Below are 26091 nucleotides of genomic sequence, written 5' to 3' on the forward strand. Positions count from 1 at the left end.
ATGGAGAGTTTTGGTCGTCGTCGCTATTTTATTTTTTGCATTTGGTGTCGTTTATTTAATGAACCATTAGAGGAGAAGACAAACAATGGAAGAGCATTTGATTTGCCCTTGGTGTTTAACGGAAATCGTATGGGATGAAGAGATCGGCCCGGAGTCGCATTGTCCGCATTGCGATAATGAACTCAGTGCTTATCGTACGATAGAGCTTGGTTACGATGAAGAAGAAGTAGAAGCTGACGAGTATGAAAGATCAGTTCATGCCTTAAAAATCAATGATTCACATAGAGCAGCGAAGCAATCCGGCTCCGCATCCAAACAGGATGAATGGTCAGAGGATGAGCTGGAAGAAGAAGCGGAGGAAGACTATTCCGATGATCCGAACCATAAACGCTGGCTGGAGCAGGGCGATGGTTACCGAAGTGCCGATACTTCGCGGTTTGCTGTAGAAGAGACCGTGCAGCGCGTGCTTGATGATCAGGATGAAGTGCCGGAATGTCCGGTATGCCGCTCCTATATGGTTGAGGCAGGGGAACAGCGGTTTGGCGAGCAGCAATTTGAGTCTAGAATCGCACCTTCACTCGGCGGACCGGTACTAACGACTCCTTTTAAGCTGCTGCTTTACGTTTGCCCTGCTTGCTACCACACGTCCTCTTTGCTAAGCCAAAGCGACCGGGAGCAAATGATCAAACGTTTAACGCCAAACGAGTAGACGCATTGGATAAATTGGACGGGCATGGGCTGCTGTCAAAAAGGGAACCTTACAAAACGTAATTCTGATAAATGAAGGGATAGACAGGCTTGGAAGCCTTGCCTCTATCCTGCGGCAGGAGGAATCGTTTTGGCAAAAACCTTGGATCGACAAGCTGTTCTATTGCTCTTAGTACAAGCTCTTTACGGCGTTGCGAATGCGCTGTCCGGGACATTCGTTCCGGTCTATTTGTGGAAAGCAAGCCAGTCTTATACATTGATCGGATGGTTCACGATGGGGCATTATGTCATGAGTGGATTAACCTTCTATGTTGCTGGCAAATGGGTGAAAGAGCATAACAAAATGAACAGCCTGCGGGTTGGGATTATTTTATCAGGCATTTTTTATTGCACCGTTCTGCTTTTGGGCACGCAGGCAAAAGTATATTACTTGCCGCTCGGCATTTTGAACGGGATTGCGCTTGGTTTTTTTTGGATTGCTTTCAACGTTGTTTATTTTGAAGTAACCGATCCGGATAACCGTGATCGCTATAACGGCTGGGCGGGCTTGCTGGGTTCGGCCGCTGGCATTGTAGCGCCTTGGGTTTCAGGCTTGCTCATTACATCGATGCAGGGAGAAAAGGGATATCGGCTTATTTTCACGATATCGCTCGTTATTTTCTCGGTCAGCGTAGTTTTGAGTTTCTGGCTGAAGAAGCGGCATGCCGAGGGCATTTACAATTGGAAGCATGGCATACAGCAGCTCATGCAGAAAGGGAATCCTTGGCGCCGCATGTTTCCCGCTATTGCGGCGCAAGGCGTGCGTGAAGGGGTTTTTATGTTTCTGGTCGGCCTTACGGTTTACGTGGCCACTCAAAACGAGAGCAAGCTGGGGACCTTCTCGCTCATAACCTCGCTCGTTGCCTTAATCAGCTTCTGGATTGTTGGTAAAATGCTTAAAAAAAACAATCGCAAGCTGGCGATGCTGATTGGTGTCATTATGATTGCGATCGTTATATTACCGCTGTTTTGGAAGGTAACCTATACGACGCTGCTGATGTTCGGAATAGGAACATCACTTTTCATGCCGCTCTACATTATACCGATGACTTCCAGAGTATTTGACTTAATCGGGCAATCCGAAGAAAGCGCCCGGGAGCGGGAGGAGTTTATCGTCCTTCGCGAGGCAGGACTCGTGCTGGGCAGAGTCATTGGTTTGTCGTCCTATCTCATTGTACTGCCGCTGAATCATTCCACGGTTGCGATTACATGGCTGCTATTTTCAGTAGGAATCGTTCCGATAGCAGGCTGGTGGTTTATTAGGCCGTTTTTGGTAGAGCAGCAGGCTTAACACGGACAGAAAGGAGGACAAGAGATGCCAAGAATCGTTACAGATATTACGCAGTTAATCGGAAATACTCCGGTCGTTAGGCTGAACCGGCTTCCGGAGGAAGGCAGCGCCGAAGTATGCGTCAAGCTTGAGCGCTTTAACCCAAGCGGAAGCGTAAAGGATCGGGCAGCATTTTCGCTCATAAACGATGCAGAGAAGCGAGGCTTAATCAATCCCGGCGATACGATTATTGAACCGACGAGCGGCAATACCGGAATTGGGTTAGCTATGAATGCAGCAGCCAGAGGCTACAAGATGATTTTGATTATGCCGGACAATATGACTGCAGAGCGTATAAAGCTGCTTCAGGCATACGGTGCCGAGGTCGTATTGACGCCAGCAGCGGAGAGAATGCCAGGCGCCATCCGCAAGGCGGAGGAGCTTCGGAAACTGCATCCAGGCAGCTATATTCCCAATCAATTCGAAAATCATGCAAATCCGGAAATTCACAGATTGACGACTGCGATCGAAATTATGGAGCAAGTAGACGGGAAGCTTGATGCCTTTGTCGCTACCGCGGGCACCGGCGGTACGATAACCGGTACAGGAGAGGCGCTTAAGGAAGCATTGCCGCAATTATATGTAGCGGTTGTAGAGCCCCAAGGCTCTCCTGTATTATCGGGCGGCGCGCCTGGACCGCATAAGCTGGTCGGAACAAGTCCTGGCTTTGTGCCTGCCATTCTCAATACGTCCATCTATGACGAAATTATTCAAGTATCCGATGAGCATGCCTTGACGACGATGCGAGCGCTCGCCACCAAGGAAGGATTACTGCTTGGTCCGTCATCAGGTGCTTCCGTTTGGGCAGCCATGCAAATCGCAAAGCGGCTGGGAACTGGTAAGCGGGTACTGTGCATCGCTCCGGATACGGGTGAGCGTTATATGAGCATGGATATATTTTGAACAGGCTGCGGGGAGTGGTTAAACCCACTCCCGCAGCGAATGCTGCAATAATTCTCGCCTTTCTTCAATATACGTATGAATAAAGGACGGCTCCGACAAAAAGGTATCATAGCTTGCCTTGCGGGTATAATCGCCGCGAATGGCGGGCGACAGCCTTTCATGCATGCTGGAAATAACAGGTTTCAGCTTTTCCGCAGTAAAAGCGGATTGCAGTAACCTTTTGATGATAGATCTATACTTTCGACGGCAGGCTGGAAAAGTAAAGAGCTTCTTTGTCAAAGTATTATAGCCTTGCAGCCTAACGAGATCGCTGCCGCATGGCTTACCGTAACAATTTCGCCCCCAGGTTCCCTCGTAATCCCATGGAATAATACGATATTTGCCGCTTGCACTATGCTCATACAGGGCGTAGTTTTGATCAAATCCATCATAATTCCCCGTTAATACAGCACCGGCAAGCCATAATAGATATTGAGAAACATCAAGTCGCCTGACGGTGTGTACGCCCAGCTTTTTTCCAGACATACGATTCAAATTACGCACGAATGATACAAGCCTGCTCTTGGTCCCCGTTTTTCCCTTCATCAGTTCGTAGCCATCGAATAGCGAGGTCTTCTTAGCCTTGGAGACAGGGTCAATTAGGCTGAAATCGGCGCTGTCATTGACGGCGTATAGAAGTGATCGGTATCCAATCCCTCTTTTCTCGAAAAAAAGCTTATCAACCGCTTCAATTTCCAAATACACGCCCTGCGGAATGCCATTTATGATCAGCCAGAAGTGATTCGTTTGAGGTGAAGGTACTCCTATTTCATTAAAGAAGTAAAAGGAAAGCGCGTTTCGCATCATTGACGGGTCATCGTATTCAGCATTCCAATGCAGCGTTTTGCCGTTTTTAAGCCGAACTTCGTATGATTTTTTGGAGTAGTTACGCGTATGGCCTCCCCGCAAACCAAATTCCGCTTTATAGGTTTCACCGTCCGTCTCGAGCTCAGCGGGCTTGAAGGAACGACCCCAGGCGTTGTCCTTAATTTCTTGAAAGTCTGAATCATTTATGCGAATCGTACGCACAGGCAGGTTTTCAGCAGCCATCTAACCATCTCCCGAGGCAAAAGATAAGCCTACCGTTAGACGATAGGCTTTTGATCTTATTACTGTATTCGGCTTATGCCCAGATGGTCACAGCTATTTAGGGAAGCTTGATTTCCCATACAAAGCTGGGCTGCTGTTGCTGCTGGTCGGGCGCTTCAAGCAGCAAGTATGATGAATAATCAAATGGAGTGCTGCCTTCCGATAAGCTGCCGTTCGTTTGATTGCCGCCAGTAAGGTTTCCTCCTGTACGATTGCCGCTAGTAAGATTACCTGCAGAAAGATTACCGCTAGATACATTCCCTTGTGTGCGATTTCCTTGAGAAACCGTACCTTTCGAACGGCTGCCGCTCTTAAGCTCTTCTACCTTGCTTGCTTTTGCGTTTTGCTTTTGCTTGCGTTTTTTATTTTGGGCCAATTCATTTGCCTCCTATTATAGGGATACTTTTGAAGCTACTATAACCTATGTCCAGACCCTACTACTCGTAACGGGTAGTTGCTCATTCTTTAAGAAATAGATACTAATCTAGTACCACTGCGATAGGGGATACATATAATTATATTACATAACGCTCCTCATGATAGATGTAGTGAATTAAATATTGGAGGGATGCAGAGCAAAGAGCAGATGATGCTGGTGACACTGTCAACACGTCGGTTTTATGAAAATCTTGAAAACTACTAATGAAATTATCGGAGGGATTTTTTTTATGAATTACTGCTGTAACTATCATTATGTTGCTGGTCAATCTGATATGAACAACAACCACAAGAGTCACAAGAGCCACCGAAGCAACGGTCAAAATGATGATTTTCTTCATAGTTTAGTAGGCAAAAACGTTAAAATCAACCGCGGCGGACCAAGTTCTATTCAAGGCAAGCTTCTTGCCGTAAAAAGCGATTACCTTGTAGTAAAAACGAGAGAAGGTGTCGTTTATGTCGCAACTAGCCATGTTAAGAGTATCACAGAGACTAACGGCAAAAGCGGGGGCAACAAAAGCGGCAATAAAAGTGGCAACAAAAGTGGAAACAAAAGCGGAAACAAAAGCGGACGCCGTGACCACGACTTCGTAAAAGCGAGAAACTTCGATGGTGTCATTCGTTCGTTTAATGAACAATTCGTACAAATTAACTCGGGCGGACCGGAGAAAGTTGAAGGCTTTATTGCGAAAGTAGGAGACGATTTTGTCCTTCTGGTAGCTGGCAAAGAAGCAATACAAATCCAGAAAGATCATATCAAAACGATTCAAGCAGCTGGCGGTAACCGCTCTGGCGGCAACAAAAACGATAACAAAAATGACAACAAAAACGACAACAAAAACGATAACAAAAATAAAACACAAGGCAACCGCAGCGGCGGCAAAAGCCGTGCAACTGCAGCATCCGTTAAAGCTACCAATCTGACACGTCGTTCGATTAAAAAAGGTTAATAGATTTAGCCAGGCGAAGGTCTTGACCTTTGCCTGGCTCTACAACCTAATCGGATGAAAGGAGGTTGATCGCATGAAAAACCGTCATCCGCTGCTGGACCGGCAGGTCGAATTGGAGATTTCAGGAAAAGTAGCGCCTATACGAGGTAAATTGATCGAATTTGGTCAAGATATATTAGTGCTCCATAATGGGACGCAATTTTTATATATACCGCTCATTCATCTACAGCAGCTCCGTGTTTCCACACGAGAAGAAGAAAAGTACGATGCTCCGGAAATGCCCTTTGAACCCTATAACGATCCTGTCTCCTACCGCAAAATATTAATGAATGCCAAAGGCATGTTCTCTGAAATTTATATTACGGGAAATCAATCGATCCATGGCTATCTAACTACGGTAATGAATGATTTTTTTGTTTTCTATTCCCCCGTCTATCATACGGTTATTGTTTCGCTGCATCATATGAAATATTTGATTCCTTATCATCCGAACCTAACACCATACACCTTAACACCAGAGCAATTTCCTCTAAGACCTTCCCCGCTTACACTGGCTAGAACCTTCGATCAACAACTGCGCAAACTAATTGGTGAATTTGTCGTGCTTGATTTAGGCGAAAATTCGAATAAAATCGGTGTTCTGAAAAGCGTGGATCAAAATATGATCGAGCTTGCTAACGCCAGCGGAAATGCCGTTTTCTTGCATTTTGACCATGTGAAGACGGTTCATATCCCTTAATCAGAGATAAATATGCTCATCGCCCCTTACCGGCGTGAGCATATTTTTTTATTTAAATTAAGATGCATTTTGATGCGCGTAACGGGAAACATTATTTTGTAAGGAAGTGATTGGTAATGAAAATAAAGCCATTCGGTATATTACCCACGATGTTTATGATGATTTTGTCAGTGGGTCTCGTCAACCATGTGCTCGTTGTCCCTTTGCTGCTGGATGCCGCGAGAAGAGACGCATGGATTTCTGTGCTTGCAGAGCTTGTGATTATACTGCCTTGGGCCGTGTTTCCGATATACGGGATCTTAAAGCGAATGGACGGGAAACCCGTCGACAAATGGCTTTATGGCTATTTTCCTCGCTTGCTGGCCTTACTCATATTAGGGATATTATTATTTGTTCAATTATGCACAGCACTTGAGACGCTTATTATGACGGCCTCTTGGACCGCAACCACTTATTTGCCGAATACCCCCTCGATTGTGGTCTGCGCGGTATTCCTTGGATTATGCTTATTTGCTTCGATCTCAGGGCTTCGGACGATTGCCTACGTTAGCTGCATTTTATTGCCGTTTGTCGTACTGCTCGGCGATTTTGTCATGTCCGCAAATATGCCTCATAAGGATTATCATTACTTATTGCCAATGCTTGAGAATGGGTTGAATCCCGTCTTGAAAGGTATTTTGTTTACGCTAACCTCCTCTTGCGAGCTGTTTGGACTCCTGTTCATCCAGCATCATATGAAAGGGAAGTTCAAACGGTGGCATTTTATAATTCTCGTCATGTTTTTGGCATTGTTGACTCTTGGACCCGTAATGGGGGCTATCTCGGAATTTGGTCCCGCGGAAGCCGAGAAGATGCGTTATCCGGCTTTCTTGCAATGGCGGCTGGTCTCGATTGGCAAATACTTCGAGCATGTTGATTTTTTTGCGATTTTTCAATGGATGTCCGGGGCGCTTGTCCGATTAGCTGTTTCGATTCATATCTTGTCTGAGTTTGGACCTATGCGGCGTTTGAAAAGAAAATGGATTTCACCGACCGCCATCGGTTTGTTCATATTAATTGTCTCGAGCTTCGGCATTAACCATATGCTTCAATTCAAACATCTTTTGGCCATTTATTTTCAATACGTTGGGCTAATTATTTTTGCGGTAATCAGCATCCTTTGGCTAATATCCTCGTTTAAGAGGGAAAAAGACAAAAACAAGCGTATTGTCATAAGCGGCTCCGAGGAGGCAGAGCAGTCATGAACCACGAAGACCGATACGAAGGTCATGAACAACAAGGCAGCAGCGACATGACGTTACAGCAATTCAGATCCAATCTGAAGGGCTGCCATGACGTGATTGAATATGAGCTCACCTTAGACGTACACGGGCCTTTAAAGGTCATCTTGTTTTATTGCGAAGGATTAATCGATAATCAACAAATGCAATTAGGCCTGCTTCCGCAGTTGGAAAAATGGGCAGAGCAGCTTAGAGCAATTCCAAAAGTGGACGAGACTGATATCCATAGGCCCAGCATGTTATTCAGCAGGATAAAACATGGGCCGAATGGAAGCAATTTGTACGCGCGGCTTTTTGCGGGCAGCGTTATTTTGTCGTTTGAAAATCTGGTTGGGTTATATGAGTTCGATATTGCGGATCAACCTGGCAGAAGCCCAGAGGAATCAACGATGGAGGTATCGGTAAGAGGGCCTCGCGACGGCTTTGTCGAGCAGCTGGCGACGAATGTCGCCTTAGTTCGCAAGCGGCTTCGAACGCCGGATATGCATGTGGAATATAATCGTATCGGAAGAGAGTCTTTAACGGAAATCGCTTTGATCTATATGGAGGGCATTGCTGATGTTGAGCTTGTAAATGAAGCGAGAAGAAGGCTGAGCCGAATCGATATCCCTTCAATGAACGGGGGAAGCCAGCTGGAGGAGCTGTTGTCGGATCGCCGTTTATCCTTATTTCCGCTTATCGAATATGTAGGACGCCCCGACTATGTCGTTCAGTCCCTGATGCAGGGCAAGGTAGCCATCTTAATGGATGGCTCGCCGTCGGCCCTTATTGCGCCAGGAACTTTACTGCTGCTTATTAAATCGCCGGAGGATGCGCATTTACCGTATTATTACGTATCACTGGAGAGGCTGCTTAGAGTTGTCGGACTCGTTCTGTCTATGTGCCTGCCAGGTTTTTGGATTGCGCTGTCGGCATTCAATACCGATCAAATTCCGTTTTCGCTGCTCGCGACGATAACCATTTCTAGAATCGGCTTACCGCTGTCCTCGACGATGGAAATGTTCATGATGCTCACTATGTTTGAGCTTTTCCGCGAGGCGGGGGTCAGGCTGCCGAGAGCGGTTGGACAAACGGTTTCGGTCGTTGGCGGATTAATTGTCGGGGACGCAGCGATTCGTGCGGGAATGACTTCCCCGACCATGCTCGTCATGGCCGCGGTTACCGCAGTGTCAACGTTTACGCTCGTCAATCAGTCTTTAAGCGGATCGGTGAGCATTATTCGTTATCTGATTCTTATTTGTTCATCGGTGCTTGGGATTTTTGGTTTCTTTGTGGGAACCTTCGCGGTCATAATTTACTTATGCACGCTGGAATCGTTTGGACGCTCCTATCTAGAGCCGCTTGCGCCGCTGCGCTTCAAGCAATTGATTCCTGCGCTGTTGCAAATGCCCTGGAAGCTTCGAAGCGGAAGGAGGGATAAGTAATGGCTTCTGCATGGCTGGCTAAGCGGCGCAATTTTGTTTGGAAAAGGGCGGCGTTGATCGGGTTGATGTTCAGCTCTTTGCTGCTTGAGGGATGCTGGGATGAAATCAATTTAGAGGATGTGAGCTATATTTCATCCCTTGGCATTGATTACTCGGAAGGCCATTACATCGTTTATGCCCAAATGATCAAATTCGGACTCATCGCAAAAACGGAAACTGTGCAGCCTGATCCGAGTCCGGTGTGGATCGGTAAAGGCGAAGGCGATTCCATTCTGCTTGCGCTGAATGATTTAACCCAGGCAGGACAAGCCATACTTAGCTTGGAGCATTTGAAAACCGTTGTCGTGCAGGAGAGAGCCATGTTTAAAATGCGGGACATTATGGACGGGCTTAACCGTCAGCGGGCGTCGCGGTATACTTCATTGATGTTCGGAACAAGAGGAACAATCGAAAATATTTTTACAACCGATACTTTTTTTGATCAATCACCTCTCAACAGCATTATGTATTCGCCATTTTCGCTTAACAGTCAAAGAAGTTTTATTCGTCCCTACGCGATGCAGCTCGCCGTGCAGACATTGAAGGAGCCGGCCATGACGACGACCTTACCCGCACTGACTGCAAATAAGGATTATTGGAAAAGAAAGAAGCAGCCGCTCAATATTCAACTATATGATGGCATTTTTGTGTATAGAGAGCTTGATTATCTCGGTTTTATGACGGAATCAGACGCTTCGGGCTTGCGATGGGTCAATCCCGTGTTCCATCATTACTTATTTGAAGCGATCGGCAAGGAAGGCAGGGCGAGTGTGGCGGTCGATTCTTCCAAGAGCAAGGTTAAGGCAAGCATCAAAGACGGAGAGGTCGATTTTTCACTGCAGGTCAGTATGAAAGGCCAGGTTGATGAAATGCGCGGCACTTTGAGTGAGGCCGAGCTGGTCGCATCGATGGAAGACCGGGTTAAACAGCAGATCGAGGAAACCTATCGCAAGGGCCAAGCCAAAGGAATGGATTTATTCCAGCTGGAGCATCATCTGTACCGCTATCACCTAGCGTACTGGAAGCAAAACTGCAAGGGAGAGGACTGGAAACCAAAGCCTAATCAGCTGAAAATCCAGGTCAAATTTAATTTGATCCATTCCGGCAATTTTGAACTCGGTGAAGGTACATAAATAAAGGAAATATAGCTCATAATACGTTTGGCACGAAAAAAATGGATTAGCATGCGAATAGCAAGCCAGTACCGAAATAAGGAGGATGACTTATGATTCAGCCAATGACAGCGAAAGAGCTGGAGTACATTGCAGACTCTATGTCCAACGAGGACTTGTTAATTAAGCAATGTGCAGCATTAGTAGCAACAGGCACTACTCCGGCTCTAACCAATTTATGCTCGCAAATGATACAAACGCATCAACAGCATTATGATTCTTTGCTGCATGCGATATCGCATCACCAGCAGATGGCTCCAACGCAGCCGCAGCAATAAGGATATCCAACTAACGCTTAGGAGGTAACACGCTATGTATCAGCAGCAACAAATGCAATCGATTTTGTCGGAAGAGGATTTGGCGAGCTCGATCCTGGCTGATTTAAAAAGAGTTGTTCGTGAATACGTCACGGCCGCAACGGAGTCAACCTGTCCGGATATTCGCCAGCTCTTCACGAAACTAACAGACAGCACTTTGGCGCTTCAGGGGCAGTTGTTCCAAGCGATGCAGCAAGCGAATATGTATAATGTTTCATCGCCGGCGCTCCGTCAAGAGCTTGATAAGCAAGCGAAGGAATATCAGCAAACAAAGCAAAAAACGAATCAGTTTTTGCAGCAAACGCTTGGCGGGCAGCAGCAGAGACAAACCATGTATACGCCGAATATGCATCAGCAGTCCGGCCAGCAGCAAAACGGTCAACCGTATTACATGTAAAGACCCCTTTGGGGTCTTTTTTATTTAAATCTTATATTTCACCGAGAAACGAGATTTTGCCGCCAAGGACGGTGTCAGCCGTTTACGCTTGTTCTTTTACATAGCAAGAACGGCAAGTTAACGATCAATAAGGCAAGTTTATTTACCCTTGCTTGGGGGTCGGAAGCAGCTTTAATATAGGCTTCAGCCTTAGGCATTGATTGCACGGGATTCAAAAACGTTGTAAAATATTCTTTATAATCGCAGTCGTACTGGAAGGAGTTATACAATGACCGAATTACAGTTGAAAGTGCTTGAACTGCTGAAGGAAGACGCGCGAAGGGATGCAGAGTTGATCGCAACCATGCTGGCCGTACCGACTGAGGAAGTGAAGCAAGCGATCGCCGAGCTTGAGAATGACCATATCATCGTGAAATACGCAACAGTTGTGAACTGGAGCAAGATCGATGACCAAAAGGTAACAGCACTAATCGAGGTACAAATTACACCAGAACGCGGTCGCGGATTCGAAGGAATCGCCGAGCGCATTTATTTATATCCGGAGGTAAAATCGGTTTACTTGATGTCCGGTGCCTACGATTTGTTAGTTGAGGTTGAGGGGAAAAACTTAAAAGAGGTCGCCTCTTTTGTATCGAATAAATTATCGCCGATCGATGCGGTATTATCGACCAAAACATTTTTTATATTGAAAAAATACAAACAAGACGGCATTATCTTCGAGGAGCATGAAGGTGATCATCGGTTGATGGTTTCGCCGTAAAAAAGGGTGATGGCAATGATTAAAGACGAAGAAAAACATCCCTCCACACCTGTGCGGCGTCAATCGATGGCCGATTATTTGTCCCCGCTCGTTCGGGACATTAAACCGTCGGGTATCCGTCGGTTTTTTGATTTGGTCAGCACGCGCAAGGACGTGATTACGCTAGGGGTCGGCGAGCCCGATTTTGTGACGCCATGGCATGTAAGGGAAGCCGCCGTATACGCGCTGGAAACAGGCAAAACCCAATACACATCGAATGCGGGTATGCCTGAGCTGCGCGAAGCGATTGGTCAGTACTTAAATGATCAATTTGCCGTGGAGTATAACCCTGCAAACGAAATTTTGGTTACGGTTGGCGGCAGTGAAGCAATCGATCTTGCGCTGCGCGCTTTCATTGCGCCCGGCGATGAAATCTTGATTCCAGAGCCTTGTTATATTTCGTATTCGCCGATTACCGCGCTTACTGGCGGCAAGCCGGTAGGTATCGAAACCTTTGCCAAGGATGAGTTTAAGCTTAAGGCAGAAGCGCTGCAAGCGGTTATTACGCCGAAATCGAAAGTACTTATATTATGTTACCCAAGCAATCCGACTGGCGGAACCATGACCTATGAGGATTGGCTGCCTATCGCGAAGCTTGTGGAAGAAAACGATCTTATCGTAATCTCGGATGAAATATATGCCGAGCTTACTTACGGCTCGAAGCATGTAAGCTTTGCCGGTATGCCCGGCATGAAGGATCGAACGATCCTTGTCAGCGGCTTCTCCAAAGCCTTTGCCATGACTGGCTGGCGAATGGGTTATGCATGCGGCCATCCCGATCTTATTGCAGCGATGCTCAAAATTCACCAATATACGGTAATGTGCGCGCCAATCATGGCACAGTATGCGGCGCTTGAAGCGCTTCAGCATGGCTTGGAAGAGAAGGACCGTATGGTTGAGGCGTACAACCAGCGCCGACGTCTCGTCGTGAAGGGCTTTCGTGATATCGGGCTCGAGTGTCATGAGCCGCAAGGGGCGTTTTACGCTTTCCCTTCGATCGTATCAACGGGCTTGACGAGCGAACAATTCGCACAGCGTCTGCTGGATGAAGCGAATGTAGCGGCGGTGCCGGGCGATGTGTTTGGTCTCGGAGGCGAAGGCCATCTTCGCTGTTCTTATGCAACTTCCGTTACTAATCTAACCGAAGCTTTAGACCGAATTGGCGGTTTTGTAGATCGCTTAAAGCAGCAAGGGTAACCAGGAACACGTTACTTCACTTTCACGAGCAGCAGGTCAGGAGAATATCCGGCCTGCTGTTTGCATGATTAACCAGTATTAGATGCATGAGGAGGCTGAGAAGGTTGAAATTATATACAAAAACGGGAGACAGCGGTCAGACATCCTTGATTGGCGGGAGGGTGCGGAAGGACGACGCGCGTGTTGAGGCTTATGGCACGATTGATGAGCTCAATTGCTTTGTTGGCTTAGCAGCGGCAGAAGCGGATAAGCATGAGGAACTTGCGGAAATGGCGGCTTTGCTCATCGACATTGGGCAGGAGCTGTTCGACTGCGGTTCGGATCTTGCCTATGCCGTAGAGGGTGCTCCTTTAAAAATCTCGGCAGAGCCGGCTGAACGGCTGGAAAATTGGATTGATCAATATGTAACGGAAGCGCCGGAAATTACGAAATTCATTTTGCCGGGCGGAAGTTCGGTTTCCGCGCAGCTGCATGTATGTAGAACGGTATGCCGCCGAGCAGAACGACGCGTTGTCACGCTTGCTGCCGAGCATCCCATTAACCAAGAGGTACTAACGTATTTAAACCGCCTGTCCGATTTTTTCTTCGCGGCTGCAAGAGTAGCCAATGCGAAGCTTGGCGTTCCGGATATTGAATATATTCGAAGCGCGGAAGTGTTCCGGAAACCAAAGAAATGACAGATCTTTTAGAGCAATTATATTATCGGCCGTTAGTCGCTGTTGTTCGCGACGCGGAGCATGGGAAAACGGTGCGAACAGTACTTGAGCGGCAGCTTGGCGTGTCGCGCAAGCTGTTGTCGCAGGTGAAGCTGACGGAGCATGGGCTTACGGTGAACGAAGTCCGTGCTTATACAACCGCTCCCGTTGCCGCCGGCGATATCATACGCGTACGCATGGAGCGGGAGGTTTCCGAGGATATTTTGCCTCAACCTATCCCCATACAAATCGTTTTCGAAGACGAGGATCTTCTCATTATCAATAAGCCTGCAGGTATGATCGTCCATCCTACACACGGGCATTACACGGGCACGCTTGCAAACGGGGTCGTGTATCACTGGCAGGAAATGGGGGAGCGTGTGCGCTTTAGGCCTGTTCACCGCCTTGATGAGGAAACCTCAGGATTGGTTGCGATTGCGAAAACATCTTACGTACATCAACAGCTATCAGAGCAAATGCAGGCGAACGGTTTTTTGAAGCTCTACCGCGCTTATGTTTACGGAAGCCCCGTGCCAGCGCAAGGCACTGTGAATGCGCCGATTGACCGGAATCCAGACCAGCCTCATATTCGAATAGTCACGCCTGAGGGCTATCCGTCTATTACTCATTATGAGACCATATCAAGTTTTGGATCTTCCCCGGGCAAGCCAGCCGCAGCTGCCGTTCGCTTAAAGCTGGAAACGGGCAGGACGCATCAAATTCGCGTTCATATGAAGCATATAGGCTGTCCGCTTGTCGGAGATAAGATGTATGGTCCTGAGGAAGGGTCAGTTGAGGACTGGGAAAGTACGGTCGGTCGACAAGCGCTGCATGCTGAGATTCTTGGATTCACGCATCCGCTCACGAAACAATGGATGGAATGGCAGGCATCACTGCCGCCTGAGCTTGAATTATTAGAGCAGAAGCTGTCGGAAGGATAGCGAATTGGTCACATACCTATTGGAGGATTCATCACGATGACAAAGCAAAAGCAATTAACCATCATTCAATATCCTAAATGCAGTACATGCAAAACAGCGCTTAAATCGCTGAAAAACAAAGGGAATGACGTCGTATCCCGCGATATCGTTGAACAAACGCCTACAGCCGAGGAGTTGAAGGTGATTGTTGCGAACAGCGGAATGGAGCTGAAGAAGTTTTTCAATACATCGGGCGAAGTTTATAGGGAGCTTGGCTTGAAGGACAAGCTGGCTTCTATGTCAGAAGATGAGAAATACGCGTTGCTTGCATCAAACGGAATGCTGATTAAGCGTCCAATCGTAACGGACGGACAAACCGTTACGGTAGGCTATAAGGAAGAGCAATACGAACAAGTTTGGAACAACGGAAAAGGGTGAATAAACGAATGTCGCAAACCAAATGGCGATCGAACAGGCTGTCGCAGTTAGGGTCATCGATTTTTGCAGAAGTCGCGGCGTGGAAGCGGTCAGCAGCAGAAAGCGGGCTTGATATTATCGACCTTGGCATCGGAAGCCCGGATCAGCCGCCTTCGCCTTCCGTTAGGCAAGCGCTAAGTGAGGCGGCTTTGCGCACGGATATGTATGCCTATCCAGCTACAAAAAGCGGCTTGCCCTTTCGTCAGCATGCGGCGGAATGGATGAAGCATCGTTTTAACGTGGAGCTTGATGCCGCCAGCGAGATTGTTACGCTGCTTGGTTCACAGGATGGACTAGCGCATCTGGCAATGGCGCTTTGCGATCCAGGAGATACGGCTTTGCTGCCTAATCCGGGTTATCCCATTTACGCAGGGTCATTAGCGCTTGCCGGGGTGGAAGCAGTGCTGATGCCGCTAAAGGAAGAAAACGGCTTTATGCCTGATCTGGATGCTATTTCCGATGCGGATTGGGACAGAGCTACCTTTATTTTGCTCAATTATCCGAATAACCCCATCTCAGCGGTAGCAGACGTTGCATTTTTCGAGAGGCTCATAGATAAGGCTCGTCGTCACGGCGTATTAGTCGTACATGATCTCGCTTATTCGGAGATGGGCTTTGACGGCTGCGAGCCGCCAAGTATATTTGAGGTACCGGGTGCGCTTGACCAAGCGGTTGAATTTCATTCCTTATCCAAGAGTTTTAATATGGCTGGCTGCAGAATAGGCTTTTTGGCCGGGAATCAGGTTGCGGTCGGCGCGCTTCGCGAGCTAAAAGCCAATATCGATTACGGTGTGTTCGATCCCGTTCAAGAGGCTGGCATAGCTGCCTTGAAGGAAGCGATTGCTGGCGCGGAGCTGCCAAAGGCCGGGAAGCTTTACGAGCAGAGACGTAACACATTTATTGAAGCGCTTCGTGCTGAAGGATGGCAGGTTCCAGCGCCAAAGGCAACCATGTTTGTATGGGCGCAGCTGCCTCCGATGCAATGGTCGCAGGACGAACCTTGGACATCAAGACGGATTTCCCAGGAAATGCTGCGGCAAACCGGAGTTGTTGTCGTTCCAGGGGAAGCCTTCGGCTCCGAAGGTGAAGGTTATGTACGGATAGCGCTTGTGGAAGACGAAGAACGATTGAAAGAAGCAGCGAAAAGGATTGGAAACTTTATTCGCGGGCAATAAAGAGGTTAATGGGCGAGAGAGGGGTTATAAAAATATGAGTGAGCAGCGTTTGCTTTTAGTTGATGGCATGGCGATTTTATTTCGGGCTTATTTTGCAACATCATTTGGAGGAAGCGTTCGTAAAACGAGCGCAGGCGTACCGGTAAACGCCGTGCATGGATTTGTTCGTTATTTCATGGATGCGATCAACACCTTTAATCCAACGCATGTGGCTTGCTGCTGGGATATGGGAAGCACGACTTTCCGGACGGAGCAATATGACGGCTACAAATCGAATCGTCCTGCCGCACCGGAGGATTTGGTGCCGCAGTTTGATCTTGTAAAAGACGTTGTCGCGAGCTTCAATGTACCGAACATAGGCATTGCGGGATATGAAGCGGATGACTGTATCGGTACTTTGGCTGCAGCACTGAAGGATCAAGCGCAAATTTTTGTCGTGACGGGCGATCATGATATGCTTCAACTGGTGGATGACCGTGTTTCGGTTGCCATCATGAAGAAGGGGATCGGCAACTATATGGTGTACACGCCAGAGACCTTAATGGAAGAACGCCAGCTAACCCCGATTCAAATTATCGATATCAAAGGTCTCATGGGCGACACCAGCGATAACTATCCCGGCGTAAAAGGGATCGGCGAGAAGACGGCTCATAAGCTGATTCAAGAGCATGGCTCTATCGAGGGTCTGCTGGCAAATTTAGAGGTAGTGTCCAAAACGATTCGGGCTAAAATCGAAGCGGATCTGGCTATGCTTCATTTGTCCCGCGACTTGGCTACGATCCGCTGTGATGTGCCGGTATCGGCAGAGCTTGAGGGCTGCTGCTGGGCATATGACCGCGACAGCGTCCTGCGGAAGTTCGAGGAGCTGGAGTTTAAGAGCTTGGTTGCTCTTATCGGATAATTAATGGAGATCTCCTTACGCATGTACCAAGCGTGGTGAGGAGATCTTTTTAAAGTGATGTTGTGAAAATAGTAATGAATATTCTTTGACAGGAATATTCCGTAAAGTGTATATTTATATTGTAAGTTTACGATCAGTTCATAGGGAGCCGAAGGGTTTGGCATTTCCTTAGGTACAGGCGTTTTCTAACACCAAAGAATGCCGTATAAAATATTTGTTTTTTCGAATTGAGTTGAGGTTATGAAAGAGACGATTTTTAACGCTCTCGCGGAGCCGAATCGGCTGCATATTGTCGAACTCCTGCGTAATGGTCCGCTATCCGTGGGGGAAATTGCTGATCAACTCGGACTTAACCAGCCGCAAACCTCTAAGCATCTTCGCGTACTTAGTGAATCTGGACTTGTTGAAGTTAAGCCAAGCGCGAATCGACGCTTCTATCAGCTCCGTACGCAGCCGCTGATTGAGCTGGATGATTGGCTTGAGTCCTTCCGCCGCATCTGGGAGGAGAGGTTAGATAACCTGGATGATTATTTACGCAAGCTGCAGGCACAGGAAAAGCTGTCGGGGGATAAGGAATAAAAAGGTAGATGGGTATTTGGCAACGCTATAAGAATATAAGTAACCTATATAAAAAGCTAAAAACGCCGAAAATACTGATTTTCGGTGTTTTTAGTTTTAGTAATTAAAATTGGGGATGGATGTTGTTAATGATAAGAATTGAATTTTACATTGACGTGTTCATTATAAAGAACTACTATTAAAGTATGGTCTCGTATTGATCATAAAGTTGTTTGATTTTGGTGAGGTAGGCTTTTTTTTTGAGAAGGTGTTCTTTATTAAGAATTTTTTTGAGTAATGAGTTTTTTAGTAATTTAATCATATTTAAAATATTAGCTGTTTATGGAGGTTAGAATGTTTCCAAAAGTAAGTGTAATTGTACCTGTATATAATTGTGAAAAATTCATTTCCAAATGTTTAGAGAGCATATTGAATCAAACGTACTCGAACATTGAAATAATTCTTGTAAATGATGGATCTGTTGATCGTAGTGAAGAGATCGTATTTGAGTATAGAGAAAAAGATAAAAGAATATTGTACTTTTATCAAGAAAATAATGGTCCATCTGAAGCTAGAAATAAGGGAATTCTGGAGTCAACAGGAGATTTCTTAGTATTTATTGATTCCGATGATACTGTTGATAAATATTACATCGAATTGTTATTAAGTAAAATGATTAGTACTGGATCTGACTTAGTTTGTTGTGGTTATAAGGATATATCCAAGTACGGGATACTTAACTATACGGATTTTGATTTTGATGAGGTTGTTTCCAAACATTCATTTATGAATATGGTGTGTAAGGGAACAGGAGGAGTTCTGTGGAGTAAAATTTATAAAAAAGAAATAATACTTAAAAATAATATTAAGATGGACAAAAATATTTTTATGTCTGAGGATTTAATATTTGTATTACAGTATGCTGTTCACTGCAATTCTTTCACTGCAATAAAAGGACACCTGTATCACTATAATAGACTTAATGAAAACAGCATAAGTTCTAATATATCAATTGATTATCTGCAAAATAATATTAATGTTTGCAAGCATATTGAAAAAATATTTAATTCTGTCGAATTTCATGAAAATAGAACAAAAGAGATCATTACGAAACGAATTCAAGATATAGTCATTAACTTAGTGGAGCAGCAGAGTATAAATTTCAAAGCCTTAGGCATGAAAAATGCCATAAGTAATGTAAAACAAATTTTATCATTGCAATATGTAGGGAAATACTCAGGAGATTTTTCAAGCAATAATATTTTTTATAAACCATATATATTTTTAATGAAAAATAAATTTATAAGGTTAAGTATTATTTATGGAAATTATTTATATAAATTGAAAGGATATAAACAGAAAATAAAAGAAAAAGTGGTGAGTACGTGAAGAAAAAGCTATTGTTTGTTATCGATTCCTTATCTATAGGCGGTGCAGAAAAAAGCTTAGTTTCACTATTGAATTTGATTGAACCTTCAAAATACGAAATAGATTTATTGTTATTTAAAAGAGGAGAGGATCTTGAAAGATACCTGCCTAAGCATATAAATATTTTACCTGTGCCTGAATATTTTAGATTTCTTAATAATGAAAAATTCGCAGCAGCCAAAAACATTACATATTCATATTATAAAATTAAAACTTCATTAAATTTGAGATTAAATAAGTATGCAAAAAAAACATTACATAGTGAGCAAGTGGTGTATAAAAACTTAACCAGAATAATATACCCCATTGAGAGTATGTATGATGTAGCAATCGCTTATAGTCAAGGAATGCCTACATATTTTGTTGCAAGTAAAGTCAAGGCATCAAAGAAACTAGCCTGGATTAATACAGACTATGTTAATACTCTTTACGATAAAGAATTGGATTATGAATCGTATAAGAACATTACTAAAATAATAGCTGTTTCTCAGCATACGAAAGAATCAGTAATGAAGATCAGAACTGACTATGACGACAAGATCGATATCGTATTTGATATTGTTAATCCAGATTTAATCAATACGATGTCGGAAGAAGTTGAAATTAATGAATTTGATAAGAAAGTCGTAAATATATTAACTGTTGGAAGGCTAGTTTCTGCAAAATCGTATGAAAGTGCTATCGGGGTTGCACGTTTATTGAAAGATTCGGGATATAGGTTCAAATGGTTTGTAATCGGCGAGGGTCCAGAGAGAAAAAAACTTCAGGAATTGATAGTGGAGAATGATTTATTAGATAGTTTTTTCTTACTTGGGAAAAGGCTGAATCCATATCCATATATGAAAAATTGCGATATATATGTTCAAACTTCAATAAAAGAAGGTTTTGGACTAACTGTTTGTGAAGCGAAAATATTGAAAAGGCCTATTGTATGCTCAAATTTCCATACAGCAAAAGAAATCATAAATAATAACATCGATGGACTAATCGTAGAGCATAATAAAAATAGTATATTCAATGGAATCAGAAAGTATTTAGATGATTCGAACTTTAGAGAAGAGATCGTTAAGCAGTTGAATATTGAAGAACCGTATAATTCAATCAATCAATTAAATAAATTTTACCAATTAATAGAAAATTAAAGAGTGGTGATAATGATATGAAAAAAATCTTTGTAGACATATACTTGGCATTTAATTTAGGTGATGATTTGTTTTTAGATATCCTAGCAAGAAAATATCCAAACTGTGAATTTACGCTTAATTATGTGGGAAGTAATTATGATGAATTTATCTCTCAATACGAGAATCTTAATAGGCGTAAATATACGATCTTTAACAAGATCGGCCAGCGTTTGAATGTTATTGATTATTTAAATAATTATGAAAGAGTAGCAAAAGAACATGATGCGCTTATTTTTATAGGAGGCTCCATATTTAGAGAAGAGGAATACCATCGATCTTTATATAAGGATAGAATGAATCTTGTCAAGGAGTTTAAGGACAGGAATAAAGCTGTTTTTATATTAGGTGCTAACTTTGGCCCCTTCACGACCGAACAATTCTATAGTGACTATCTTGCGTTTTTTAAGCAATGTGATGATGTTTGTTTTAGGGATTTGTATTCATATAACTTATTTAAAAACTTATCACAAGTTAGATACGCACCAGATATTGTTTTTCAAATGGATATGGAAAGATATAAAGGATCAGCAATAAAAAATCGAGTTGGCTTCTCTATAATCGATGTTAGACATAAAAAAGGACTATCTGAGTACTACGATAGTTATATTAAAAGTACAGTGAAATCAATAGAGCTGCTAACGGAAAAAGGCTTTGAATGTTATTTAATGTCTTTCTGTGAAGAAGAAGGCGATCTCGAAATCATAAACATTATAAAATCATCACTTTCAATAAGCACGTCTGAAAAAATTAAAATATATGATTATAAAGGGGATATAGATGAAGCCATTCGTCTAATTGCTTCATTTGAATTGATCGTTGCGGCAAGATTTCATGCGAATATTATCGCTTTGTTATTGGAAATTGGTTTGATGCCTGTAGTGTATAGCAAAAAAACTAGTGAAATGCTTGGAGACATAAACATGGATAAGATCTTAATAAATATGAATGAACTCCATTTACAATATGATGAAAACACGATGAAAAATTCTTTTTATAACAAAACAGACCTCGCTTTGATCTCAAATGATGCTAAAAATCAATTTAAAAAGCTAAATGAGTTTATAGAACCAAAGCCAGAACCAGTGCTTGATGTATTGATAAGAGGTTGAAAATGGAAAATATCTGCTAGTCTTGAATTATTGTATACCCCACAACAAAAAAGAATCGACAGACGCAGACTGGATAAAAGCATTTTAACGACGTCATTATTTTACACGAAACCGTTCCCATTACAAAGCAGGCATTTTAGTTGAATGCAATCTCAAACGCCTTCCGAGCTAAATGGTCAAGCACTAATTTTGATGTTGAGGCCTAAAAAAACAGTAAGTAACTCTCAGATCAGTAGCGTTATTTGCGATATTAATAATCCAGATTTTATTTCTAAAATGGCTGACATTGGAGAAAGCTTAGACGATCGGTTTGATGGCATCCGGATACTAACTATTGGAAGACTAAACCAGAAAAAGGGATGTGATATTGCAATAGCTGCGTCACTACTATATTTGACGCTGTATTTAATCAATGGTAGTTGGTGATGATGGACTGGTTGTAGACAAGAACTGAGAGGTCGTGTACGAAGGGATTTCTCAGATAATAAATAATGATGATTTTTTAATAATATATTAGTTATTTACAAAACGAGAAAAAAGGAAATGTCGAGGAGTTGGATAATTTCTACCAACTGATCTGTTGACAGAAAGCGGGTTAATTCTAATGAAAAAAAAATTGTTGTTCATGGTAATCAATATGAATGTGGGTGGAACTGAAAAAGCATTGCTAAACATGATAGAAGAGCTTCCTAAAGATAAATATGAGATAACGATATTGATGCTGGAGAAATACGGTGGTTTCTTAAGTTCTATTCCTATAAACGTTCATGTTGAATATGTTAAGGACTATTCTGAATTTAAGAATATGGTAAACGATCCGCCTCTATTAACAGTAAAGAATCTCATGAGGAAGTGTAAATTTGTAGAGGGCGGGATGATGTTAATTTTATATATTGTAACTAAGTTGTTAAATGATAGAAGCTTGTTATTTAAATACCTTCTGCGTCATCATGTGTTCAAAAATGAATATGATGTTGCGGTAGCTTATGCAGGTCCGATGGACTTAATCAGTTATTTTGTTCTGAACAAAATCAAAGCTAAGAAAAAGATCCAATGGATTCATTTTGATGTTACGAAAATTGGATTCAACCTGCGATTTGCAGCTAAAAACTTAAGGAAATTTGATGTAGTATTTGTTGTTTCAGAAGAGGCAAAGAAAAAATTGATTGAAAAGGTACCAGTTATTAGAGAAAAAGTCCGAGTTTTCTTCAATATCATTTCATCAAAAATAATTCAACTTCAATCAAGAGAAGGTATTGGTTTTATTGATAAGTATGAAGGATTAAGAATCCTTACAGTTGGCAGATTATCTGTTGAGAAAGGGCAAGATTTGGCAATAAGGGCGTTAGATAGATTAATTAAAGATGGATATAACGTTAAGTGGTATTGTCTAGGTGAAGGAAATGAAAGATCGACATATGAGGAACTTCTAAAAGAATATCAACTGGAAGATAAATTTGTTTTATTGGGTGCAGACTCCAATCCATATCCCTATATGAAGCAATGTGATATTTATGTACAACCTTCTAGGTATGAAGGCTACTGTATAACACTATCAGAAGCTAGATGCTTAAATAGACCGATAGTAACTACAGAAGTTAATGGTGCAAGAGAACAAATTAATAATGGTATAACAGGACTAATTGTGAATATTGACGATTATGAAATATATAAAGCTGTAAAAAAATTAATAAATAATATTGATTTATGTAAGAAATTCACTGAAAACCTAGCTAAAGAAACTTCGGACTCTACAAAAGAAATACAAAAAATATATGATGTTATTTAGGCCAATAATATTAGTAATGAGTTTGGAGGAGACAAATCAGTGCCAAAAATAAGTATTATAGTCCCGATATTTAACGTTGAAAAGTACTTGTCCGATTGTATAGATTCAATTCTGACACAAACCTTTACAGATATTGAACTAATTTTAGTAAATGACGGATCTCCTGATAAATGCGGTGAAATCTGTGAGGAATATGCAATAAAGGATAATCGGATAAAGGTAATACATAAGGAAAATAAAGGTGTATCTTCAGCTCGAAATAGCGGAATAGAAATGGCGAGAGGAGAGTATATAGCCTTTGTGGACCCAGATGATACTATTGAACCGAATATGTATGAAGTTTTATTATATGCTGCAGTTACTTACGATGCCGACATTGTGGTTTGTCCAATTAGGACAATAAATAATTTTAATAATAAGACATCAATTTCAACGGTATGGAAAGAGATAAATTGTCCTATAAAAAAACAAACGATTGAAGAAGAAATACTACCTTCTATACTTGTTGAAAAGACCTATAGTTTAGTTTCTAGTGTGAACAAACTATATAAAAAAACGATATTCGAATCTACAAACATAAGATACGATGAACAAAAAAATCATAGCGAGGACGCTAAACTTAATTTCACTATACTTCCAACGATTAACATATTAGTGTATGTGGAACAACCGTTATATAATTATTACATTCGTAAAAGAGAGTCGTTATCAAATGTTTATAGGGAAAATATGTATTTTTATGTGCTTGACAATAAGAGATTCTTAATTGAATTGTGTAATAAGTATAATTTGAATCAGTATATTAATATTATAAAAAATCATTATACAGGAATTACTCTTTCGTATATGCAAGATACTGCAAGTAGTGATATGGCTATTGCAAGGAAGCATAAAGTATTGATAGATATTTTATTGGACAAAGAATTTTCTGAAGATATATTGATATATAAAGCACCATCAATGTTTATTGAACTACTTCAAAAGATTTGTATTCAAAAAAAAGTTGTATGGTTTATAAATTCAGTTAAATTTAAGAATATAATACAAAAGTTTGTGAATAAGGTTGTGTAATATGAGAACAGCAAATTCCTTGAAAAACATTTCAATAAGTTTAGGGTCCCAAATCATAATTGTTATATTAGGATTTATTTCAAGGAAAGTATTTCTCGATAATCTAGGAGCAGAATATCTTGGTATTAATGGGCTGCTAACAAATGTACTTGCTATGCTTGCCTTAGTAGAAAGTGGCATAGGAACTAGCATTGTTTATAATTTATATAAGCCGTTGGCTGAAAATAATAAACCCAAGATTATTGCATTCGTACAGCTGTATAAAAAAGCTTATGCTATTCTGGCAGTGATAATTTTCATATTAAGTATTTCTATATATCCTCTTTTGGATAATTTACTGAAAGGAGAATCAATATCTTATTTTACAATAGTATATTTTATATTTGTTGGGAAAAATATGATCACATATTTTAATGCACACAAAGTATCGTTAATATATGCAGATCAAAAAGGGTATGTACTGGCTAGGGTAAATATCTTATTCCAGATATTAACTTTATTGTCCAGAATCGGCATCTTGGTTTTGACTAAGGATTATGTAATATATTTATTGGTGGAACTTATCGTATTTATTGTACAGAATATATTTAATGGTTTGATTGTTAACAAAAGATACAATTACATAAAAACAAAAAAAACCTATTTAATCGATAGAGAAGAAAAAGAAAAGTTAATTAAAAATGTAAAAGCATTATTCTTACATAATATAGGTTCCTATTGTGTACTGGGGACAGATAATATATTAATCTCGACGTTCGCAGGAATTGTAACAGTGGGATTGTACTCCAACTATTCCATGATTATAGGTCAAATAGGGTCATTGATTTCTCCTTTATTAGGAGGAGTAGGAGCGAGTGTAGGGAATTTAATTGCAACAGAGAGCGATCAAAAAAAATATTCAATTTTTAAAGTTATATACTTATTGAATTTTTGGATTTATTCAATTTGTTTTGTTGTGTTGTACAATTTGTTAGAGCCGTTTATTAATTGGTGGCTAGGAGGAGGTTATTTATTAGATCGCCTTACTTTCTTGGTCATAATGGTGAATTTTTATATTATGGGTTTAAGATCGTCGATATCAACTTTTAAAATTAAGGCAGGGATATTTGTCCAAGATAAGTATATACCACTAATTGAGGCTGCTGTTAATCTAGGTACAGCAATTATTTTAGTTCAATATTTTGGATTAGCAGGCATCTTTATAGGTACGACAATAAGTACTCTTGTTACATTTTGGTATGCACCACGTTTAGTTTATGAGCAAATTTTCCAAATGCCTGTCTGGGATTACTTTAAAAAGTATATACTTTATGGAATTTTAACTATAGTAGCTTGTGCTGTAACAACTTATATTTGTAGCTTTCTTTCAAATGAGAACGGAATACTTTCCTTAATTGGAATAGGAATGATATGTGTAATTATTCCTAATATATTATTCACTTTATTTTTTTATAAGACAGAAGAATTTAAGTATTTAATGAATTTTTTTATGAAAGGAATAAAAAAAGTGAATGCTTTGTTTAGATCTACTGCAGCAAAGCTGAAGAGCCAGTATGGGATCGGTCACTAAACTACATGTTCAATCTTAAGTAATATTTTTTATTTGGAATGAACTAGAATCTGTGACCTTCCATGGAATATGTTTGTTCAATTCGCATGAAAGGTCACTCCGTGTCATCAAAAATATTTAAACCTTAGCATTACGGATGATCTCTATCATCATTTCCGAGTTTGGATATTTACTTCATTATAAATCCCAACTAAACGTTATACATCATAAGCAACTCGTTGTAATGATGTACTATTTTTGCCTGCTTCAACTTCTACAAGTCCATAAGATGCCTTTGCAATACCGTCATAAGTCAGATCAACGATGCCAATATACATTATTGTTATTTCGATTGATGTATTTAATATATGGTTT

The 26091-nt window shown here is 41.9% G+C and carries 27 protein-coding genes; 25 read left to right on the forward strand and 2 right to left on the reverse strand.

What is annotated here, in order from left to right:
• The first annotated feature begins 85 nt into the window (after positions 1–85).
• The 3 genes from RCO25_RS15610 to cysK all read left to right on the forward strand — a co-directional run bounded on the left by RCO25_RS15610 (position 86) and on the right by cysK (position 2980).
• Positions 86–709 carry a hypothetical protein gene (locus RCO25_RS15610; protein WP_308997068.1) on the forward strand — a complete coding sequence of 208 codons (624 nt, stop codon included), beginning with the start codon at positions 86–88 and terminating at the stop codon, positions 707–709.
• A 129-nt stretch (positions 710–838) separates the two neighbouring features.
• Positions 839–2038, forward strand: coding sequence for an MFS transporter (locus RCO25_RS15615; RefSeq protein WP_308997069.1), 1200 nt, complete (start codon positions 839–841; stop codon positions 2036–2038).
• Positions 2039–2062: 24 nt separating this feature from the next.
• Positions 2063–2980: a cysteine synthase A gene (gene cysK / locus RCO25_RS15620; RefSeq protein WP_308997070.1), complete on the forward strand. Its 918-nt coding sequence runs from the start codon at positions 2063–2065 to the stop codon at positions 2978–2980.
• A gap of 18 nt (positions 2981–2998) precedes the next feature.
• Here the strand turns inward: cysK and RCO25_RS15625 are convergent, their stop codons facing one another.
• Positions 2999–4069 carry a CotH kinase family protein gene (locus RCO25_RS15625; RefSeq protein WP_308997071.1) on the reverse strand — a complete coding sequence of 357 codons (1071 nt, stop codon included), beginning with the start codon at positions 4067–4069 and terminating at the stop codon, positions 2999–3001.
• 97 nt (positions 4070–4166) lie between these two features.
• A complete protein-coding gene (locus RCO25_RS15630; protein ID WP_308997072.1) occupies positions 4167–4484 on the reverse strand; it encodes a hypothetical protein in 318 nt (105 codons plus the stop codon).
• 244 nt (positions 4485–4728) lie between these two features.
• Here RCO25_RS15630 and RCO25_RS15635 point away from each other — a divergent pair, with 244 nt between their 5' ends.
• From RCO25_RS15635 to RCO25_RS15740, 22 genes are all read left to right on the forward strand, one after another.
• Positions 4729–5496 carry a DUF2642 domain-containing protein gene (locus tag RCO25_RS15635; protein WP_308997073.1) on the forward strand — a complete coding sequence of 256 codons (768 nt, stop codon included), beginning with the start codon at positions 4729–4731 and terminating at the stop codon, positions 5494–5496.
• A 73-nt stretch (positions 5497–5569) separates the two neighbouring features.
• Complete coding sequence (locus tag RCO25_RS15640; RefSeq protein ID WP_308997074.1) at positions 5570–6235, forward strand: DUF2642 domain-containing protein; 666 nt, start codon at positions 5570–5572, stop codon at positions 6233–6235.
• 116 nt (positions 6236–6351) lie between these two features.
• Positions 6352–7479, forward strand: coding sequence for a GerAB/ArcD/ProY family transporter (locus RCO25_RS15645; protein WP_308997075.1), 1128 nt, complete (start codon positions 6352–6354; stop codon positions 7477–7479).
• Positions 7476–8939 (forward strand): spore germination protein, encoded by a 1464-nt coding sequence (locus RCO25_RS15650; RefSeq protein ID WP_308997076.1) that lies wholly within the window; start codon positions 7476–7478, stop codon positions 8937–8939. The genes RCO25_RS15645 and RCO25_RS15650 overlap by 4 nt, the downstream gene beginning before the upstream one ends.
• Positions 8939–10111: a Ger(x)C family spore germination protein gene (locus RCO25_RS15655; protein WP_308997077.1), complete on the forward strand. Its 1173-nt coding sequence runs from the start codon at positions 8939–8941 to the stop codon at positions 10109–10111. Before RCO25_RS15650 ends, RCO25_RS15655 begins: the two co-directional genes overlap by 1 nt.
• A gap of 92 nt (positions 10112–10203) precedes the next feature.
• Positions 10204–10428, forward strand: coding sequence for a hypothetical protein (locus RCO25_RS15660; protein WP_308997078.1), 225 nt, complete (start codon positions 10204–10206; stop codon positions 10426–10428).
• 34 nt (positions 10429–10462) lie between these two features.
• Complete coding sequence (locus RCO25_RS15665) at positions 10463–10864, forward strand: spore coat protein (protein ID WP_308997079.1); 402 nt, start codon at positions 10463–10465, stop codon at positions 10862–10864.
• Positions 10865–11132: 268 nt separating this feature from the next.
• Complete coding sequence (locus RCO25_RS15670; RefSeq protein WP_056640011.1) at positions 11133–11624, forward strand: Lrp/AsnC family transcriptional regulator; 492 nt, start codon at positions 11133–11135, stop codon at positions 11622–11624.
• A gap of 15 nt (positions 11625–11639) precedes the next feature.
• A complete protein-coding gene (locus RCO25_RS15675) occupies positions 11640–12860 on the forward strand; it encodes an aminotransferase class I/II-fold pyridoxal phosphate-dependent enzyme (RefSeq protein ID WP_308997080.1) in 1221 nt (406 codons plus the stop codon).
• Between the two features lie 104 nt (positions 12861–12964).
• Positions 12965–13537: a cob(I)yrinic acid a,c-diamide adenosyltransferase gene (locus tag RCO25_RS15680; RefSeq protein ID WP_308997081.1), complete on the forward strand. Its 573-nt coding sequence runs from the start codon at positions 12965–12967 to the stop codon at positions 13535–13537.
• Entirely contained in the window at positions 13534–14496 is a 963-nt protein-coding gene (locus tag RCO25_RS15685) for an RluA family pseudouridine synthase (protein ID WP_308997082.1), read from the forward strand. The genes RCO25_RS15680 and RCO25_RS15685 overlap by 4 nt, the downstream gene beginning before the upstream one ends.
• Before the next feature lie 36 nt (positions 14497–14532).
• Positions 14533–14913 (forward strand): arsenate reductase family protein, encoded by a 381-nt coding sequence (locus tag RCO25_RS15690; RefSeq protein ID WP_308997083.1) that lies wholly within the window; start codon positions 14533–14535, stop codon positions 14911–14913.
• Between the two features lie 8 nt (positions 14914–14921).
• The gene (locus RCO25_RS15695; RefSeq protein ID WP_308997084.1) at positions 14922–16127 is read left to right on the forward strand and encodes an aminotransferase class I/II-fold pyridoxal phosphate-dependent enzyme; all 1206 of its coding nucleotides are present in this window, start codon (positions 14922–14924) and stop codon (positions 16125–16127) included.
• 34 nt (positions 16128–16161) lie between these two features.
• Positions 16162–17028 (forward strand): 5'-3' exonuclease, encoded by an 867-nt coding sequence (locus tag RCO25_RS15700; RefSeq protein WP_308997085.1) that lies wholly within the window; start codon positions 16162–16164, stop codon positions 17026–17028.
• Positions 17029–17268: 240 nt separating this feature from the next.
• A complete protein-coding gene (locus RCO25_RS15705) occupies positions 17269–17607 on the forward strand; it encodes an ArsR/SmtB family transcription factor (RefSeq protein WP_308997086.1) in 339 nt (112 codons plus the stop codon).
• 333 nt (positions 17608–17940) lie between these two features.
• Complete coding sequence (locus tag RCO25_RS15710; RefSeq protein ID WP_308997087.1) at positions 17941–18975, forward strand: glycosyltransferase family 2 protein; 1035 nt, start codon at positions 17941–17943, stop codon at positions 18973–18975.
• Positions 18972–20156 (forward strand): glycosyltransferase, encoded by a 1185-nt coding sequence (locus RCO25_RS15715; protein ID WP_308997088.1) that lies wholly within the window; start codon positions 18972–18974, stop codon positions 20154–20156. The genes RCO25_RS15710 and RCO25_RS15715 overlap by 4 nt, the downstream gene beginning before the upstream one ends.
• 17 nt (positions 20157–20173) lie before the next feature.
• Positions 20174–21307, forward strand: a complete 1134-nt coding sequence (locus tag RCO25_RS15720) for a polysaccharide pyruvyl transferase family protein (RefSeq protein WP_308997089.1) — start codon at positions 20174–20176, stop codon at positions 21305–21307.
• A gap of 144 nt (positions 21308–21451) precedes the next feature.
• Entirely contained in the window at positions 21452–21733 is a 282-nt protein-coding gene (locus RCO25_RS15725; RefSeq protein ID WP_308997090.1) for a hypothetical protein, read from the forward strand.
• A 178-nt stretch (positions 21734–21911) separates the two neighbouring features.
• On the forward strand, positions 21912–23096 hold the full coding sequence (locus tag RCO25_RS15730) for a glycosyltransferase (protein ID WP_308997091.1): 1185 nt from the start codon (positions 21912–21914) through the stop codon (positions 23094–23096).
• A 39-nt stretch (positions 23097–23135) separates the two neighbouring features.
• On the forward strand, positions 23136–24167 hold the full coding sequence (locus RCO25_RS15735) for a glycosyltransferase family 2 protein (RefSeq protein WP_308997092.1): 1032 nt from the start codon (positions 23136–23138) through the stop codon (positions 24165–24167).
• 1 nt (position 24168) lies between these two features.
• A complete protein-coding gene (locus RCO25_RS15740) occupies positions 24169–25737 on the forward strand; it encodes a lipopolysaccharide biosynthesis protein (protein WP_308997093.1) in 1569 nt (522 codons plus the stop codon).
• Positions 25738–26091 lie beyond the last annotated feature (354 nt).

Source organism: Paenibacillus sp. LHD-38, from assembly GCF_031157315.1.
Lineage (GTDB): Bacteria > Bacillota > Bacilli > Paenibacillales > Paenibacillaceae > Pristimantibacillus.